This window comes from Sediminibacterium sp. (genome assembly GCF_019264485.1).
GTDB lineage: Bacteria > Bacteroidota > Bacteroidia > Chitinophagales > Chitinophagaceae > Sediminibacterium.
In genome coordinates, this window is sequence record NZ_JAHVAA010000004.1 from 135,438 (window position 1) to 150,832 (window position 15,395).

16 protein-coding genes are annotated in these 15,395 nt (G+C 40.5%); 10 read left to right on the top strand and 6 right to left on the bottom strand.

The features are described from left to right. Positions 1 to 15 precede the first annotated feature (15 nt). The 5 genes from KXJ59_RS02005 to KXJ59_RS02025 all read left to right on the top strand — a co-directional run bounded on the left by KXJ59_RS02005 (position 16) and on the right by KXJ59_RS02025 (position 5,032). The gene (locus KXJ59_RS02005) at positions 16 to 696 is read left to right on the top strand and encodes a GNAT family N-acetyltransferase (protein ID WP_295200557.1); all 681 of its coding nucleotides are present in this window, start codon (positions 16 to 18) and stop codon (positions 694 to 696) included. A gap of 78 nt (positions 697 to 774) precedes the next feature. Beyond that, entirely contained in the window at positions 775 to 1,680 is a 906-nt protein-coding gene (locus tag KXJ59_RS02010; protein ID WP_295200559.1) for a sugar phosphate isomerase/epimerase family protein, read from the top strand. Positions 1,681 to 1,884: 204 nt separating this feature from the next. Beyond that, the gene (locus tag KXJ59_RS02015; protein WP_295200561.1) at positions 1,885 to 4,056 is read left to right on the top strand and encodes a penicillin acylase family protein; all 2,172 of its coding nucleotides are present in this window, start codon (positions 1,885 to 1,887) and stop codon (positions 4,054 to 4,056) included. A 90-nt stretch (positions 4,057 to 4,146) separates the two neighbouring features. Continuing rightward, complete coding sequence (locus KXJ59_RS02020; RefSeq protein ID WP_295200563.1) at positions 4,147 to 4,518, top strand: DUF1801 domain-containing protein; 372 nt, start codon at positions 4,147 to 4,149, stop codon at positions 4,516 to 4,518. 79 nt (positions 4,519 to 4,597) lie between these two features. Beyond that, positions 4,598 to 5,032 carry a hypothetical protein gene (locus tag KXJ59_RS02025; protein ID WP_295200565.1) on the top strand — a complete coding sequence of 145 codons (435 nt, stop codon included), beginning with the start codon at positions 4,598 to 4,600 and terminating at the stop codon, positions 5,030 to 5,032. Positions 5,033 to 5,149: 117 nt separating this feature from the next. On the opposite strand, the gene KXJ59_RS02030 is transcribed toward KXJ59_RS02025, so the two are convergent. Both KXJ59_RS02030 and KXJ59_RS02035 read right to left on the bottom strand, forming a co-directional pair. Then, positions 5,150 to 5,644, bottom strand: coding sequence for an SRPBCC domain-containing protein (locus tag KXJ59_RS02030; RefSeq protein ID WP_295200567.1), 495 nt, complete (start codon positions 5,642 to 5,644; stop codon positions 5,150 to 5,152). A gap of 44 nt (positions 5,645 to 5,688) precedes the next feature. Next, positions 5,689 to 6,132 (bottom strand): SRPBCC domain-containing protein, encoded by a 444-nt coding sequence (locus KXJ59_RS02035; protein ID WP_295200570.1) that lies wholly within the window; start codon positions 6,130 to 6,132, stop codon positions 5,689 to 5,691. A gap of 118 nt (positions 6,133 to 6,250) precedes the next feature. Here KXJ59_RS02035 and KXJ59_RS02040 point away from each other — a divergent pair, with 118 nt between their 5' ends. Beyond that, positions 6,251 to 7,225, top strand: a complete 975-nt coding sequence (locus KXJ59_RS02040) for a helix-turn-helix domain-containing protein (RefSeq protein ID WP_295200572.1) — start codon at positions 6,251 to 6,253, stop codon at positions 7,223 to 7,225. A 63-nt stretch (positions 7,226 to 7,288) separates the two neighbouring features. Here KXJ59_RS02040 and KXJ59_RS02045 read toward each other — a convergent pair whose 3' ends face one another. From KXJ59_RS02045 to KXJ59_RS02055, 3 genes are all read right to left on the bottom strand, one after another. After that, positions 7,289 to 7,678: a hypothetical protein gene (locus KXJ59_RS02045; protein ID WP_295200574.1), complete on the bottom strand. Its 390-nt coding sequence runs from the start codon at positions 7,676 to 7,678 to the stop codon at positions 7,289 to 7,291. A gap of 144 nt (positions 7,679 to 7,822) precedes the next feature. Then, complete coding sequence (locus tag KXJ59_RS02050) at positions 7,823 to 8,596, bottom strand: hypothetical protein (protein WP_295200575.1); 774 nt, start codon at positions 8,594 to 8,596, stop codon at positions 7,823 to 7,825. Beyond that, on the bottom strand, positions 8,596 to 8,898 hold the full coding sequence (locus tag KXJ59_RS02055; protein ID WP_295200577.1) for an RNA polymerase alpha subunit C-terminal domain-containing protein: 303 nt from the start codon (positions 8,896 to 8,898) through the stop codon (positions 8,596 to 8,598). Before KXJ59_RS02055 ends, KXJ59_RS02050 begins: the two co-directional genes overlap by 1 nt. 502 nt (positions 8,899 to 9,400) lie before the next feature. Between KXJ59_RS02055 and KXJ59_RS02060 the strand changes: the two genes are divergently transcribed. The 3 genes from KXJ59_RS02060 to KXJ59_RS02070 are packed head-to-tail and all read left to right on the top strand — an operon-like array spanning position 9,401 to position 10,550. Beyond that, on the top strand, positions 9,401 to 9,754 hold the full coding sequence (locus KXJ59_RS02060; protein ID WP_295200578.1) for a type II toxin-antitoxin system RelE/ParE family toxin: 354 nt from the start codon (positions 9,401 to 9,403) through the stop codon (positions 9,752 to 9,754). Beyond that, a complete protein-coding gene (locus KXJ59_RS02065) occupies positions 9,726 to 10,025 on the top strand; it encodes a helix-turn-helix transcriptional regulator (RefSeq protein WP_295200581.1) in 300 nt (99 codons plus the stop codon). The genes KXJ59_RS02060 and KXJ59_RS02065 overlap by 29 nt, the downstream gene beginning before the upstream one ends. Positions 10,026 to 10,067: 42 nt before the next feature. Beyond that, the gene (locus tag KXJ59_RS02070) at positions 10,068 to 10,550 is read left to right on the top strand and encodes a hypothetical protein (RefSeq protein ID WP_295200583.1); all 483 of its coding nucleotides are present in this window, start codon (positions 10,068 to 10,070) and stop codon (positions 10,548 to 10,550) included. A gap of 243 nt (positions 10,551 to 10,793) precedes the next feature. Here KXJ59_RS02070 and KXJ59_RS02075 read toward each other — a convergent pair whose 3' ends face one another. After that, positions 10,794 to 14,000, bottom strand: a complete 3,207-nt coding sequence (locus tag KXJ59_RS02075; protein WP_295200585.1) for a S41 family peptidase — start codon at positions 13,998 to 14,000, stop codon at positions 10,794 to 10,796. A 215-nt stretch (positions 14,001 to 14,215) separates the two neighbouring features. On the opposite strand from KXJ59_RS02075, the gene KXJ59_RS02080 reads away from it, so the two are divergent. Next, positions 14,216 to 15,349 (top strand): P1 family peptidase, encoded by a 1,134-nt coding sequence (locus KXJ59_RS02080; RefSeq protein WP_295200587.1) that lies wholly within the window; start codon positions 14,216 to 14,218, stop codon positions 15,347 to 15,349. The last annotated feature ends 46 nt before the right edge of the window (positions 15,350 to 15,395 follow it).

Sequence of the window (15,395 nt, forward strand, 5' to 3'; positions counted from 1 at the left end):
TTTTATCTTCGTATCATGAATTTTTTTCTTGCCAATCCTGTTTGGGAAGCACTTTCCACACACCAGTTTTACCTGAACCGGGGCGATGATACACTGAAATATTTCCCAGGTGATATTTGTCCATTTGTGGCCCTGCAGCATTGGAACGAAACCGATTTCAGCAAACTGGAAACAGCACTACCTTCTGACAGAACGTTCTCTGTCCCTTTTTTTAAAGAAATTCATTTTCCCGATTCGTTTGAAGTATTGTTTGCCATTCCGCTATACCAGATGATCTGTAATCATTTTCATCCTGTTGAAAATACAGGTATCAATATTATTCCGCTTACTGAACAGCATGTTCCACAAATGCTCTTGCTCACTGAACAAACCAAACCCGGTCCTTTCTACCAGCGAACCATTGAGTTTGGTAATTATCATGGCATTTTTGAAGGAACAGAACTGGTATCTATGGCCGGACAACGCCTGCAAACCCATACCCATACAGAAGTAAGCGCTATTTGTACCGATCCTCAACACCTCGGTAAATCTTATGCTAAAATACTTACCTCCTTTATCTGCTCCCTGATCATTGAATCGGGTAAAACTCCTTTTCTGCATGTAAGACAGGATAATGCAGCAGCAATTGGTTTATACAAAAAGCTGGGATTTGACATCAGTACAGAAATATTCTTCGCTGTTTTCAAAAAGAAATAACCCTCATCCCTGCCCCGGACTTAAGTCCGGGGCAGGGATGAGGGGAGAATTCTTATATTTAATCCATAATTGTACGCCATGCATTCATCCAGAAGATCGTTTTTAAAAAATAGTGGCCTTGCCTTAGCTGCCACCACATTATTACCACGTAATTTATTTGCAGAAAGCAATGCCAAAATGCTTACAGGAGTACAATTGTATTCCGTTCGTGCAGCCATGGGTAAAGACCCACTGGGTACATTAAAAGCATTGGCCGAAATGGGGTATAAATATGTAGAGCATGCCAATTATGTAAACCGCAAGTTCTATGGTTATACCGCCAAAGAATTTAAAAAAATACTCAATGACCTGGGTATGCAAATGCCCAGCGGACATACTGTAATGGGCAAAACACATTGGGATGCCGGTAAAAAACAGTTCACCGATCTCTGGAAATATACAGTGGAAGATGCTGCAGAAATGGGACAGGAACTGGTAATCAGTCCATGGCTGGATGCCGACCTTCGCAAGACCTACGATGAAATGCTTGCTTATATGGATGTATTCAACAAGAGTGGTGAGTTATGTAAAGCAGCAGGCATGCGTTTCGGTTACCATAACCATGATTTCGAATTTACTGCCACGCTCAACGGACAGAAAGTATATGATATCATCTTAAAAAATACTGATCCCAATTTAGTGGTACAACAGCTCGATATGGGTAACCTGTATCATACCGGAGAGAATGCCCTTGAAATAGTGAATAACTATCCCGGTCGTTTTGTTTCAGTTCACGTGAAAGATGAAATTAAAACCGCCGATGGTAAATCGTATGAGAGCACCATACTCGGAAAAGGAGTGGCCAATACAAAAGCCATTACCGATCTCTGTAAAACAAAAGGCGGCACTTTACACTTTATTATTGAACAGGAAGCTTATCAGGGTATTGACCCTGTTGAATGCGTGAAGCAGGATCTGGCAGTGATGAAACAGTGGGGGTATTAGGAGGGCTGCGAGCTGCGAGCCACTAGCTGCTAGCTTTTTATTCTGGCCATTGTTGGTCGCTGACCAACAATGATGTGAGATCAGCGTTTTTAATTACAAAACTTCATTGCCCCGGACTTAAGTCCGGGGCAGGGAATATAGGATGATAGCGCTCTCAACAATGGCGCATGTTTTCTATATTTGGTATTCCTCAAAACCAATACCATGCGATTACTGCTTTGCTGCCTGTTGTTTTCCTCTTTCGCCGTTGCTCAATCTTTTACACCTGCCGAAACCAAACGCTGGGAGGCGCAGGCAAAAACAATTACCATCATTAAAGACAAATGGGGTATTCCGCATATTTATGGTAAGACTGATGCTGATGCGGTATTTGGTTTACTCTACACACAATGCGAAGAAAATTTTAGTCGCGTAGAAAGAAATTATCTCGAAGTATTAGGCCGCCAGGCAGAAGCCGATGGTGAACGTATGCTCTACGCCGATTTGCAAATGCGTTTGATTGTCGACAGCGCCGCAGCCATTAAAGATTATCATAACAGTCCGGCATGGTTTAAAAAATTGCTGGATGCTTTTGCAGATGGCATCAACTATTATCTCTATAAACACCCGGAAGTAAAACCCAAAGTGCTTACCCGTTTTGAGCCCTGGTTTCATTTGATGTTTACCGATGGCAGTGTATCGGCCACCAGAACAGGTGGTATTGCATTAGAGGAAGTAAGAAGTTTTTACAGTGGCAATAAAAATGCAAGCGCTTATCAACCTGTCATTAATAAAGATGTGGAGCTGAGTGGTTCCAATGGTTTTGCCATTGCTCCTAAACTCACCAGTAATGGAAATGCCATTCTCTATATTAATCCGCATGTACCATTTTATTTTCGCCCGGAAATGCATATGGTGAGTGAGGAAGGGCTGAATGCCTATGGTGCCGTTACCTGGGGTCAGATGTTTGTGTACCAGGGTTTCAATGAACATTGTGGATGGATGCATACCACAGGTTATGCCGATGTTGCAGACCTCTATGAAGAGAAAGTAACCAAACTAAATGGTAACTGGTTGTATGAATATGAAAAAGAAATGAAACGCATCAATACCAAACCTATCACCGTTAAGTATTTAAAAGATGGTCAACAGGTAGCTGTTCCTTTTACCGGTTTTTATACACACCACGGACCAGTAATGGGTAATCGCAATGGAAAATGGTTGGCGCTCAAAGAATTCAATCGCTCATTAAGTGCACTTATACAATCATGGGTAAGTACCAAAGCCAATAACCTGAATGAGTTTAAAGATGCTATGCGTTTGTTATCGAATACCACGAACAATACGGTGTATGCCGATGATAAAGGCAATATCGCTTACTGGCATGGCGATTTTGTTCCGAAACGCAATCCCGCTTATGATTATACAAGACCTGTTGACGGCAGCATTAAAGCTACAGAATGGCAGGGTGCTCATAAACTGGAAGAAATAGTACAGGTACATAACCCATCAGTAGGCTGGATTCAGAATTGTAATTCAACTCCTTTCACTGCTTCAGGTAAAGACAGTCCGGATAAAAATAAATACCCGGCGTATATGGCGCCCGATGGACAAAACGCGCGTGGTATTAATGCTGCACGTTTATTAGAGAAAGCCAATAATCTGTCGCTCGATAAAGTTATTGAAATCGGTTATAACCGTTATCTCGCTGCTTTTGATTTTCTGATACCTGCGCTTGTGAAAGATTATGATGCTTATAACGGGTCATTAAAAAATGAGCTGAAAGAAGCTGTTGACTTGTTGCGTGTATGGGATAAAACTTCATCGCTTAATTCAGTAGCAACCACCATCGCCATCGACTGGGCCAACCAGCTCAGCCAGTTTGCACCGCGTGCTGAAACCATGGAAGAAGGTACCAATTCAGTAAAACGTTATGAAGACATGGCCAATACCACAGCCCAACAAAAACTCGAATCGCTGAAAAAAGTATTGGATGATCTCACCAAAACCTATGGTAACTGGCGACAGCCCTGGGGTGAAATCAATCGCTACCAACGTGTAGCAGAAGGGCAAAGATTTGATGACAGTAAACCCAGTATTGCTGTTGCGCTGAGTTCATCGCGCTGGGGTTCTTTACCCGCTTTTGAAAGCAGATCGGGTAATGGCTACAATAAAAGATATGGCAGTTCCGGTAACAGTTTTATTGCTGCTGTTGAATTTGGAAAAAAGCTGAAAGCCAAAACCATTCTTACCGGCGGACAAAGTACCGACCCCAACTCACCCAATTTTACCGACCAGGCAGAGGGTTTTGTAAATGGGAAGTTTAAAGATATTTTCTTTTATAAGGAAGATGTGGAGAAGAATAGGGTGAAGACCTATCATCCGGGAGAGAGGTAGTGAACAGAGAAACAGAGGAACAGAGAAATAAGGTCCAAAGGACTCCCTTGGAGAATAAGGAAGTGATGATGTTATTCTTAAAATAAGGAAGTGGTACAGGAGATTCATAATTATTATTTGAATAAAACAGAACCAGTTAAAAGCTGTCTGCTTGCTTTACGCAGTATTATACTTCAGCAGGATAATATGATTACTGAAACGCAGAAATATGGGATGCCCTGTTTCTGTTACAAGAAAAAAGTCTTCTGTTATTTATGGACAGATAAAAAGACCGATCAGCCATATATGCTGATGGTGGAAGGGGCTTACCTTAATCATCCTCTATTAGAACTAGGCGATCGAAAGAGAATGAAAATCTTCAGGGTTAATGCTACTAAAGATTTGCCCATAAAAACCATTAAGCTTATTCTGCAACAAGCATTGGATTTGTATAGAACAGGGGTGATAAAAATAAAAGCATGATCAACAACCGCCGCCTACCACGCCTTTGTTGGTCTTTTGCCTCTGTTGGTCGCCGACCAACAATCATAAAACATACAATATGACCCGGTATTCTTGTTTATATTTTGCATTGACCATTTCGTTCATTATGCTATTACAGCTTACAGATATTAAGGCACAATCAGCCGTATATGTTTGTAAGGAAACCGGTCAATGGGGTGTTGCATGGGATGATGGTAATGCACCACGAATGTCGATGGAGGAAACAAAGAAAGAAGCATCGAAAAGATGTTATGACCGAGGCGGAAAAGATTGTCAATTATTTTTTAGCGATGCTACCAAAAGTTGGTATACTTTCTTTACCGGGGGCGATAAAGGAAAATATGTTTTCGCCATTGGAAAATCGCTGGTCTCTGAAAAAGAATCCATGAAAAAAGCCATGGATGATTATCTGCAGAAAGGTGGTATTATTCAGCCGGGTTGCCAAACTTCGAATTGGTATGCACCAAAAGATGCTATAAAAGGAAAAAACTAATTTATTGCGCACTCATTCTTGTTAGTAGGCCAAAAGCAAAGAGAGGTAAACAGAAGAATAAGAAATAAGGTCCAAAGGACTCCCTTGGACCTTATTTCTTGTTCTTTATTTCTCTGTTCACTTATCCGGCAGTCCCCATTTCTTTACTAATTCTTCATTCAGTCCACCTTCTTTGGCATTGGGTTTGCCTTTTCCGGTGGTAATCAGTTGTTGCAGGCTGCCTTGTATATAACTTGTCCAGGCATCATTACAAACCTGGTAACATTCGCATTCGGGTACGAGACCTTCATGTGTAAAGGTGATGCTTGTTTTACCTTCTTCTTCAGTAATATCAAAAATCAATCTGGTGTTCACCCATTCTGTTTTGTCTTCTATAAAACTAAACTGGTTATCTAACACGAGGTAAACCAGTTTTTTGTCGGGTACCAGTTCTATTAATTTTAATTTACACAAATGCACTTCTTTATAATGGTAAAAGAACTCCCCGCCAAGCTGATCTGTCTCTCCCTGAATTTCTTCGGACCACCATGCCTTAAAATTTGTAATGGCTTTAAAAGCAACTGCCGCACTTTGGGTAACCAGCAACGTTGATGTATAATTTTTTACCTGCATTTTATTGATATTTAGAATTATAATTTATCGCTCCTAAGAAGCTGTTATACTTTTTCGGGATTGAGCAGGGGCAGTAATTTACCCTGTAAATATTGCGCCCAGGCGGGTGTACAACTATCATAACATTCCACATCTGGTGTTAAACCTTCGTGCGTAAAACGAACATTTACATGGCTCTCTTCCTGTAAAATTTCAAATACAAGACGGGTACCTGTCCATTCATCCTGTTTTTCAAGAAAGCTGAGTTTACTCTCTGTTACCAGCCAGACAATTTTTTTTACGGGTATTAATTCTACGAGTTGCTGGCGGGAATAATGAGCACCTTCACCTGCGTTAAAACTAAAAGAATCGTTGAGTGATCTTGTTTCTCCTTCAAATGATTCATTGAAGAAACCAGACCACCATTTTCGAACATCAAGAATAATATTAAATACTTCTTCCGCCGGAAGCCTGGTAGTAAGTGTGCGCGTAAAGTTTGTTGCTGTCATGCATACTATTGTTATAACAAACATATTATCTAAACCACACTTTCAAGCTGTGTAAAATAGACAATCTCAGGGGGCAAATCAGACATGCTTCTTATTTACCTTTAGAGAAAGAGAGCGTATGAAACATATATCCATCCTCGTTCCGGAAGGGCAAAATAACCTGAGCAGTATTGTGGGTGCTTACAAGATTTTAAAACGTGCCAATAGCTACTGGCTCGAGCATTCCAAAAAAACTGCTTACCAGATTGAGCTGATTGGTCTTTCTGATAAGGTAGATTTTCATGATGGCTTATTCAGCGTTCATCCACATAAACATTTGTCGGCAATTGCGCATACCGATCTCATTATCATTCCTTCTCTTAACCATAACTACAATGAAGCCATTCAGAACAATAAACCAATGATAGAATGGATTGAAAAACAATACAAACAGGGTGCGGCAGTTGCGAGCATTTGTACAGGCGCTTTTTTACTGGCTGCTGCAGGCTTGTTAAATGGCAGGGTATGTTCTACACACTGGGCTTTTGCAGACAAATTCAGGAATATGTTTCCTGAAATTAAATTACAACCCGATCGTTTGATTACCGATGAAAACGGTATTTATACGAATGGCGGTGCTTATTCTTTTTTAAACCTCGTACTTTATCTTGTTGAAAAATATTTCGACAGAACCACCGCTATTTTTTGTTCTAAGGTATTTCAGATTGAAATAGACAGGCAAAGCCAATCTCCGTTTATTATCTTTTCCGGGCAGAAACAACATGGTGATGAAATAATCAGACAGGCTCAGACTTATATTGAAGACTCGCTGCATGAAAAAATTTCGATGGAAGATTTATCTGCAAAGTTTGCCATTGGCAGGCGAAATTTCGACAGACGTTTCCTGAAAGCCACCGGGAACACTCCACTGGAATATGCACAAAGGGTTAAAATAGAAGCGGCCAAGAAAGCACTTGAAACCTCCCGCAAAACTATCAATGAAATTATGTACGATGTTGGTTATGCAGATGTAAAAGCATTTCGCGATGTGTTCAGGAAAATAACCGGGATGTCGCCTTTATCTTACAGAAGTAAGTTTAATCCATATTCGTAAAAGCGACTGGGAATTAGTGCAACTATAAATCCGGATTACTGACTGAACCAATATAAGCGGCTTTTATATCACGCAATAAATGGTTAAACAGCCAATAATAATCGCAAAAGGTGAAATCAACTGAAAGTATAGTGGTTTTAAAATGTCGGCAGCTTTCATTGAAAATTTGTGATGCAATTTTCTTGGCACAAAATATAAAACAAAAGAGGTAAGCAACATAAACCACCCAAAGACTTTAAAGATGTCGGGATATTTTGAAATATCTGCTGCCAAAATAATCGCTACTGCCGGAATCATCCTGATGGTTATTTCGGCATAGTTAATAAAATTGGTGCTTCCTGCTTTACGCAATGTGGCTCTTGCCTTTTCGGGATTAAAAAGCATCAGGAAGCCAACAAAGATGAAAAATACACCAAAAAAAATGACCGCCCATTTTGCTATAGTATCTGTCATGATATGTTTTCTTGACTGGTTTTTAAAAGGCTTAAAATGTGCAGGATATATTTATACAGTCATCATATAAATATATACAACAGTTTTTGTATAGTATAAAAGAATCCTCATTTATGCTGGTCACTGACCAACATAAATGCATTTTCACAAAAAATAATAACTCACAAAACTTTGGTATTCTTTCTCTGGTGGATAGAAAAACAAGAGTACCAGAAATCGTCTTTCCTTTTTTTCAATCGGAGATTTGCCATACTCTTTAATGGTTGCCTGCGTCAGACCATTCTTTATTTGTTTTGCCAGGATCTTATTATTAAACTCTTTCAACACTTTTATCTCTTCCAATTCCGACCCGGTATTAAACAGCAGCTCAAAGGCGCTGAAATTATAAGCCGGTTCTTCATAGCCTTTTAATGAATCAAACATTTTCTTGTTGAAAATCAACCATACAGTTGTTTCCGTATTTAGCGAGAGGTTGGCTTCTTTTAAGAAATTAAGCAGCTTGAATGTTCTGCTTATATATTGTTGATGCCGGATTTTGTATTTGTCATCATAGATAGTTGCTTCTACTTGATCAAGGCGGATAGGTGCTGAACAGTAATTAAAAGCGAGACCGCCGTCTGCCGTTTTACCCGCATATATAAGCCATACTGAATTTACCGGGGCATTCACTCCACAACCACTCTTTAAAGGATTTTCCATTTTCAATTTAGTTACCGGATTGCCTTTATATAAAGTAATGATATCGATTTCAATATCACTGTAATAGGTGTTTGCTTCACCAGCATCTATACTGACAATTTTTGCAACAGCGATAAAATCTGATCTTTGATACTGATCAGCAAAGGATACCGTTATACAAGAACAGGCAAAGGTTTTTGCTATTAGAAAAGTAAATATTATTGTCAGTAATTCTTTCATTAACGCTTTGCAGGGTGTTGTTTACTGTTTTTCTTAAAATTCAGTTTGGCTTCAGTCAATTGCTTTCTGAGTATAGGCATTGACGCAGGACCCATACCATGAAAAGACAAAATTTCCTTTTCGGTATAGTTTGATAATTTCTCCAGTGTATCTATCCCATGAAAGATCAAGGCCCTTCTTGCCGGTGATGCCAGGAGAGACAAAAAACCATCAGCCGGTTTTTTTAACTGCTCACATTGCGGACAGGTAGGGCAGTCGCTGGTTTTGTAATACTGGTGTCCTTGTTTACAGGTTTTTATCATTCGCAATTTTTTCGTCTGGTTTAACCACAACACTTTCCAAAATACTCATTACACCTCTGTGGTTCAAAACGCACGGTATAAACCACAGAGTTACACGGAGTTTCACGGAGGTATTTCTATTAATAGACAGCGTAAACAATTTGTTCTAATTCTTTCTCTAATTTATCGAAATTTTTTTCGTTTTTATTTTTATGAATATTGATCGGTAAGCAACATTACCCAATAAAAAAGAGAGACCCCCGCAACCGGAGATCTCTCTTTCTTGTTTCTTGACTCTTGTTCCTCGTTTCTTGTTTCTTACTTATTAATTTCCTTCAGAAGCTCATTCACCGCGGCTTCCAACTGCTGGTCGCGGCCTTTGATGACGATTTCGTATTCATTGTCAGTTTAATATACTACTTCGGTTAGTAGTTCTCTAAATACAGGCTCTTCAATCCTTTCACACAAGATAGCCGCTTCAAAAAAAGTAGTCCAATTAGACTACTTTCCCTATCTTTGTCCTGTGACCTCAAAACGATCCCTTTTCTTTTATAAAGACTATTTCAATGAATTCTATTCTCAACAGACTAGTAAAGTTCAGAACAGAATTCTTTGGGTGTTGAAAATAATTGAGGACATTGATCGGATACCGGAACTGTATTTCAAGCATCTCGAAAATACTGACGGATTGTATGAAATAAGGGTTCAGTCAGGCAGTAATATCTTTCGGATTTTCTGCTTTTTTGACAACAACAATATTGTGGTAGTTGGGCACGGCTTTCAAAAGAAAACACAAAAAACACCTTACAAGGAAATCGAGAGAGCTGAACAAATTAAAAGAGAGTATTATGAAGAAAAAAAATCTAACAAGCCTTAAAGATTTCTTAGACAAAGAAGTTGGGGTAAAAGGTTCAAAAAAACGCGATAAGTTCGACGCAGATTATGAAGCATTCAAACTAGGTGTTCTTATTCAACAAGCCCGACAGGAAAGAGGCATGACACAGGAACAGGTTGCTGAGCTTTCAGGCACCAATAAATCTTACATTTCAAAGCTCGAAAAAGATTTGAAAGATGTTCGGTTTTCAACACTTCAACGAATTATTTCAGAGGGTCTGGGTGGACAGCTTGAGATTTCTATAAAATTCTAACATAGATACTTCACAACGCACTGAAAATTCACTAATTATTCCATGCGACCTCTTATCCTTCTTCTTCTAATTTTTTTCTTTTCAAAAACCAATGCCCAGTCAATTCCCGGCAAGTATACTACCAATTTTCCCACGCTTGGTATGTATGCGGAAACTATAGAGCTTAATTGCGATTCTACGTTTTTACTAAGTTTTGATCGTCATGTACTAACTGAAACCTATACAGGAAAATGGCTGGTTAAGGCTGACAAATTATACTTGCAGATTGATACTTCTCATACAGTGTATAAACGTTATCAGGGAGGAGTTCTTGTTTTAATCATTAAAAATGAAAAGATATATCATCAGAAAATATCTAAAAACGAGTATAAAAAATTGAACGCCACTGTTCGTAAGCTCAATCGCGACAGTGGCACAAATTTTACCATGCCTTCCTACAAAAAAATGATTTCAACTTCGACAAATTTACATGGAGGTTTGGCAGAACAGTATTATAAAAAACTTGCTCCTTTCAATTGCACTTAAATACTTAATGTTGGTCGCTGACCAACATTGGCTGGATGCTTAAACAGTTGAGAGATTTCTCGTCGTCGTTTGTAGCGAATGACATTTACTCACGAACTAATACGAAACATCTTTCTGAGATCGGGATTTCTCCTCGTCGTTCCTCCTCGTCGAAATGACGGGTGGGTACAAAAAAAGAGAGACCCCCGCAACCGGAGATCTCTCTTTCTTGTTTCTTGACTCTTGTTCCTCGTTTCTTGTTTCTTACTTATTAATTTCCTTCAGGAGCTCATTCACCGCTGCTTCCAACTGCTGGTCGCGGCCTTTGATGACGATTTCGTATTCATTCATGAGTTTAATATCAGGATCGGTCTGGTAGTTTTCCAGGTACTGACTTTTCAATCCTTTTACACCCAATGGCGGAACACCCCAACGGATACTGTTATCCTGTAACGATTCCCATCCGGCAAAAGTACAGGTACCGGGCACCGGCATACCTACCAGTTTACCAATACCCAGTTCTTTGTATGCATAGGCATAACAATGTCCGTCGCTGTAGTTGGCTTCATTGGCTATAGAGATGCTTGGTTTGGTCCAGCGGAAATTGGGTTCAAAACCATTACTTCTGGTATCGGTCGTATAGTCCATGAATTTTTTACCACTCAGGAACATGGCCAGATCAGCAACCAGATCACCACCGCCATTAAAACGGGTGTCTACCACAATGCCTTTTCTGTTTACATATTTACCCATGATTTCTTCATAAGTAGTTCTGTATGCACCATCATTCATACCTGGTATATGTACATAACCTAACTGACCATTACTCAAACGATCTACTTCATCCTGGTTTCTTTTGATCCATCTTTTGTAGAGCAGCCCGTTTTCTTCACCGGTTGAAATTGGTTTTACAATGAGCTCACGTTTAGTGGCACCATCAGCAACCAATAGCAAAGTATTCTTCCCTGCTTTTCTGTTCAGGTACCGGGGCAGATCGGTATCAGCAGCAATGGTTTCTCCATCAATCGCTTCAATGATCATTCCTGCTTTAATGTTCAAGCCTGCTTTATCTAACGGACCGTCTTTAATCACTTCTTCAATCTTATAACCCACACCTTTATAATTCTGATCATAAAATGCACCCAACGCTGCCGTAGCATCGCCGCCGGCTACAAAGGAATTATAAGATGAGCCACTATGACTTACGTTCAGTTCTCCCAATAATTCGCTCAGCATTTCAGCGAACTCAAAATTATTTCCGATATGTGCCAGGTGGCGCTCATAATCGGGTTTATAGCTGTCCCAGTTTACACCATGCATGGTTTTGGTATAGAAGGTTTCTTTTGTTCTGCGCCAAACATGTTCAAACATAAACTGACGTTCTGCCGCCACATCGAGACTCATTTCGCCACCAATACTTACCATTTCTCTTCTGCCGCTGGCCGGATCAATTTTAGAGATACCACCACCTGCAGAGAGGAAAATACTTTTCTGATCCTTATCCCACACCATACTTCCACCTGCTGCATTTAATGGCACCAGCATTTTTGTTTCGCGGGTACGCAGGTTGGTAGTCCAGAGGTTGGTACCTCTTTCGAAACGGGTAAGGTAATACAGGTTTTCGCCATCTTTACTTACCAGCGCATCACTCATCTGTGAAGAGTGTATGGTAAGTTTTGATTTACGGGTGGTCAATCCATCCCAGTCAAATACCACACTGTCTTTTTTAGCTGTTGGTTTTTTACTGCTATCTGCTTTTGCTTTAATGTCTTCTATTTCTTTATCTAATGCGGCTTCTTCTTTGCTCAGTTTAAATTTGTCGAAAGCTTCCTGTGTAAAGAACATAGCATACGCATCGGCCTGTGCACCGCCACTTTGTGCCACTGATTTCAGACCATCGCGGTTACTGAACCACATCATGGCTTTACCACCCATGATCCATTTGGCACGGCTGTCGTTAAAACCGCTTTCAGTAAGGTTAATTACTTTGCCTTTACCATCTGCTGAAACCAATCCTACTTCACCTGGTGAAATACCCGGTACAGCATAATCGAACAGGAACCATTTACCATCCGGACTCCACTGAAAATACTGATCGTTATCGCCCATGGAGAATATTTCCTTATCAGTAAGAATAGTACGCGATTGTTTGCTGGCAATATTGTACACTTTCAGTGTCATCCTGTTCTCTACATAAGCGATTTCTTTTCCATCGGGTGAATAGGATGGCTGATAGTTTTCATTGCCATTGCTGATCACTGCTGTTTCATTCAAAACAGTTGATGCATAGAAATAAGGCTCTTCCGCTCTTTGTTTTTTTGTTTCAAAAACTTTCCAGCTATTCCCTCTTTCAGAAGTGTAGAGTAAAGTTTTCCCATCAGGAGAAAAACTTACTAATCTTTCCTGTTCGGGTGTATTGGTAATGCGTTTGGTAATGCCGCCATCTACGCTGCTTACAAATACCTCACCACGGAAGATGTAGGCCACTTCTTTTCCATTGGGAGAAACAGCCATATCTCTTATGCCGCCACTTACGGGAACGATCCTGTTATTATTGGTACGAGCATCTGCCACAATACTTACACTTAGTTTCTGCGGGCGACCATTTCCTTTCATGGTATAGAGTTCACCATCATAGCCAAAACAAAGCGTACCGTCATTGGCCAGACTTAAAAAACGTACCGGGTGCTTTTTGAAACTGGTCAGTTGTTGCGATTTGCCTCCTTCTACCGGCATTTTATGTACATTGAATGAACCGCTTTCTTCACTGAGGTAATAAAAAGCTTTATCAGCATCTGTAAAAACCGGGTTGCGGTCTTCTCCATTAAAGCTGGTAATTTTTTTATGCGTTTTGGCGTTATTGTCAAATACCCAGATATCTCTGGCGATAGATGATGTATGGTGTTTGCGCCACTGGTTCTCTCCACCTTTTTTATCCTGGTACAACATGTACTGACCATTAGCACTGAGGCTTACCCATTCTGCAGGGGTTGATAATACCTGTTCAACACGTCCGCCATTCAAACCCACTTTATACAGTTCGGGTTGTGAGCCGGTAGGATATGTTCTGTTGCTGGCCATATCCATACGGGTTGATCCGAAGATCACCGACTTATTATCTGTAGTAAAACTGTATGGGTATTCTGGTGCCGAATGCCAGGTAATTCTTTTGGCCTCTCCGCCTTCGGCAGGTATCAGTAGTACATCAAAATCGCCAAAACGATCGCTGGCAAAAGCAATCTGTTTTCCGTCTTTGCTCCAGATGGGCATCAGGTCGTTGGCTTCGTGAAAAGTAAGGGGTGTAGCTGTACCACCTGAGCTGGGTACTTTATAGATATCGCCCTTATAGGTGAAGGCAATTGTTTTACCATCGGGTGAGATGGCCGAATAACGCATCCAGTTGGGATCGCTTTGCGCATTGAGCTGAACATAAGCAGCCAATAAAAGCAGTGCAAGTGATAGTTTTCTCATAACAGTGTTTAATGAAGCGGTAATTTAAGAAAGATGGGCCAAGTTTTTCAGAGAGTTTGATGAAAAGCAGGGTTAATCGGTCAACCCGGATTTTGAGTATCTTGTTCCGGTAGAAGAATAGACGACGAGTTTTTATGATTTGTCAGGAAAAAGTATAGATGCTCAGTAACAGCAGTCATAACCAATTCGTGGACTCTTTAAACAATTCAGTCAGTATGAAATCAGGCAATCTTATTCTCCTTTTTTTAGTCCTAAGCACTATCGCTTCTGCCCAACAACGGGCCAGGGAGCTGGGTCTGAAGTTTGGGGTGCTGGAGCCGGGGAAATTCAATGCCATTACGGATGTAAAAGGAGTAAAAGTGGGGCATACTACTTTGATCAGGGGAGACTCTGTCAGAACCGGTGTTACCGCTATTATTCCCGCAACCGGTAATATTTTCCAGGAAAAACTACCCGCTGCCATTTATGTAGGTAATGGATTTGGTAAACTGGCGGGTATTACACAGGTAAAAGAACTGGGCAATCTTGAAACTCCCATCATCCTTACCAATACACTCAGTGTACCCGTTGCCATGGATGCCATCATCGGATACACACTGGAACAAAAAGGAAATGAACGCGTACAATCTGTAAATGCAGTGGTGGGTGAAACCAATGACGGAGGTATCAATGATATCCGTGGCCGGCATATTAAAAAAGATGACGTATTAAATGCAATCAACAGTGCCAGCGATGGGCCTGTAACAGAAGGTTCTGTTGGTGCGGGTACCGGCACTATTGCTTTTGGTTTTAAAGGAGGTATTGGAACAGCTTCAAGAAAATTGTCCGATATAATGGGTGGTTATACACTGGGTGTTTTGGTACAAACCAATTATGGTGGTATGCTGGAAATTGCCGGTGTTCCTGTTATGCAGGAGCTGGCAAAAACAAAACCATCGGATGAACTCCAGAAAAAAGCAGATGGTTCCTGTATGATAGTGGTGGCCACCGATGCGCCCCTCGACAGTCGTAACCTGGAGCGTTTGGCTAAACGTGCTTTTATGGCATTGGCTAAAACAGGCAGTTATGCATCGAATGGCAGTGGTGATTATGTGATTGCTTTTTCTACCGATAGCAGTTTGCGTATTCCTTATTCTTCACGTGTAAGAACAATCAACCCTACAATTTTGCAAAACGATGCGGTGAACGGTTTATTTCAGGCTGCTGTTGAAGCAACAGAAGAAGCATTGATCAATTCTTTGTTTATGGCAACACCGGTAATGGGTAAAAGCAAAAACCTCGTACCTGTTTTACCGGTGAAAAGAGTATTGGAAATAATAAAACAATATCAAAAAATAAAATTACCGTAAAACCTCTTTCCTTGCTCCATGTACAGTGGTTTAACCGCGTAGTTAC

Bases quoted from the DNA above. Each gene is read 5' to 3' on its own strand.
- KXJ59_RS02005 (WP_295200557.1), top strand. From the start codon at position 16: ATGAATTTTTTTCTTGCCAATCCTGTTTGGGAAGCACTTTCCACACAC.
- KXJ59_RS02010 (WP_295200559.1), top strand. From the start codon at position 775: ATGCATTCATCCAGAAGATCGTTTTTAAAAAATAGTGGCCTTGCCTTA.
- KXJ59_RS02015 (WP_295200561.1), top strand. From the start codon at position 1,885: ATGCGATTACTGCTTTGCTGCCTGTTGTTTTCCTCTTTCGCCGTTGCT.
- KXJ59_RS02025 (WP_295200565.1), top strand. From the start codon at position 4,598: ATGACCCGGTATTCTTGTTTATATTTTGCATTGACCATTTCGTTCATT.
- KXJ59_RS02030 (WP_295200567.1), bottom strand. From the start codon at position 5,644: ATGCAGGTAAAAAATTATACATCAACGTTGCTGGTTACCCAAAGTGCG.
- KXJ59_RS02035 (WP_295200570.1), bottom strand. From the start codon at position 6,132: ATGACAGCAACAAACTTTACGCGCACACTTACTACCAGGCTTCCGGCG.
- KXJ59_RS02040 (WP_295200572.1), top strand. From the start codon at position 6,251: ATGAAACATATATCCATCCTCGTTCCGGAAGGGCAAAATAACCTGAGC.
- KXJ59_RS02045 (WP_295200574.1), bottom strand. From the start codon at position 7,678: ATGACAGATACTATAGCAAAATGGGCGGTCATTTTTTTTGGTGTATTT.
- KXJ59_RS02050 (WP_295200575.1), bottom strand. From the start codon at position 8,596: ATGAAAGAATTACTGACAATAATATTTACTTTTCTAATAGCAAAAACC.
- KXJ59_RS02055 (WP_295200577.1), bottom strand. From the start codon at position 8,898: ATGATAAAAACCTGTAAACAAGGACACCAGTATTACAAAACCAGCGAC.
- KXJ59_RS02065 (WP_295200581.1), top strand. From the start codon at position 9,726: ATGAAGAAAAAAAATCTAACAAGCCTTAAAGATTTCTTAGACAAAGAA.
- KXJ59_RS02070 (WP_295200583.1), top strand. From the start codon at position 10,068: ATGCGACCTCTTATCCTTCTTCTTCTAATTTTTTTCTTTTCAAAAACC.
- KXJ59_RS02075 (WP_295200585.1), bottom strand. From the start codon at position 14,000: ATGAGAAAACTATCACTTGCACTGCTTTTATTGGCTGCTTATGTTCAG.
- KXJ59_RS02080 (WP_295200587.1), top strand. From the start codon at position 14,216: ATGAAATCAGGCAATCTTATTCTCCTTTTTTTAGTCCTAAGCACTATC.